Raw genomic sequence first — 1,299 nt, 5'->3', positions numbered from 1 at the left:
GAACTTCTTCTTGCCGGGCAGGTCGTCGATGATCTTGTTGTACCGGTAGGCGCGGTAGCTGCCGTTGGGATGGCCGTCGAGTGACGCGCTGCCGATGTTGGCCGACCGGTGCTTCACCGGGGTCGAGCCGAACGAGTAGTAGACGAAGTTTCCGTTGTTGTCGGTCCAGTGGTCGAAGAGGAAGGTGTGCGTGCCCGCGAAGAGCATGATGTCCCCGGGCTTGAGATCCCCCCGGGAGATCTCGTGCGCGTAGCCGGCCAGCGAACCCGTCCACGGGTTGTCGTTGAGGTGCCAGGCCATCGAGACGTACCCGGAGCAGTCCCTGCGGTAGCTCTTGTCCCCGCCGGGCCCTGGTGAGAAGGCACCCTGGTTGTAGGGCCCCGGCTGGTGGTCCACCCAGTACTGGGCGCGCCAGATGACCTCGCTGCGGGCGATCGGGCCACCGAGGTCGGACGCCTGCGCCGCCGAGGTTGTCACCACCGTGGTCACCCCGGCGAACCCGAGGACCGCGAGCAGCGTGGCCAGTAGTCGCCACGAAGCTCTGTGGAAATCGAACAGCTTTTTCATGTCTTTCCGTTCTTAGTGGTCAGGAAACCATCCATCGCATCGTTGGCGGAGCGTCTAGAAAAGATCTACAAGACCGGCTTTATCTGATTTTCAGCGACTTCTTCCAGGGTTTTCCCGACAGCATTCCCTGGAAGGTGGGTCATGAGATCAAGAAAGCGGAACATCCTTTCCCGAGGGGCTGCCGTGGGTGTCGCGGCATTCCTGGGCCTGGCGTTGTCCGGTGTTGTCGCCCCGGCGGCGTTCGCGGGTGAGGAGGACTTCATCGCGGTCGCGGGGCCGGCGGCGCAGCGCGTGCGCGCCGAGTACGACATCCCCGCCTCGGTCACGGTCGGCCAGGCCGCGCACGAATCCCGGTGGGGCGCGAGCGGACTGTCCACGGCCGACCGGAACTACTTCGGGTTCAAGTGCACGAGCGCCACCAACCCCGGGCCGATCGCCACCGGCTGCCATCCCTACCAGACGACCGAGTGCACGCCGACCTGTCATCCCGTGACCGCGTACTTCCGCGTGTACCGCTCGATGGAGGACTCGTTCCGCGACTACGGAAGGCTGCTCACCACCAGCCCGAACTACGCGGGCGCCCTGCCCTTCCGGCACGATCCGGACCGGTTCATCCGCGAGGTGGCGAAGAAGTACGCCACCGACGGGAGCTACGCCGACAAGGTCATCTCCCTGATGCGCAGGTACAACCTCTACCGCTTCGACACCGGCGGGCCGGGGAAGCGGCGTTCG

Annotated in this window: 2 protein-coding genes; one reads left to right on the top strand and one right to left on the bottom strand. The window is 65.2% G+C overall.

Annotated elements, in window-relative coordinates; translation table 11 throughout:
- Window positions 1-567, bottom strand: a 567-nt coding sequence (locus tag ABD987_RS44490; RefSeq protein ID WP_345409093.1) for an NlpC/P60 family protein, incomplete at its 3' end; no start/stop codon positions are given.
- 183 nt (window positions 568-750) lie between these two features.
- Here ABD987_RS44490 and ABD987_RS44485 point away from each other — a divergent pair.
- The coding region (locus ABD987_RS44485; protein ID WP_345409091.1) for a glucosaminidase domain-containing protein at window positions 751-1,299 on the top strand (549 nt) is incomplete at its 3' end.

It is taken from the genome of Amycolatopsis samaneae (genome assembly GCF_039541975.1).
Classification (GTDB): domain Bacteria; phylum Actinomycetota; class Actinomycetes; order Mycobacteriales; family Pseudonocardiaceae; genus Amycolatopsis; species Amycolatopsis samaneae.
Note: the sequence above shows the minus strand (reverse complement) of the source record. Positions and strands in the feature narration are given on the sequence as shown.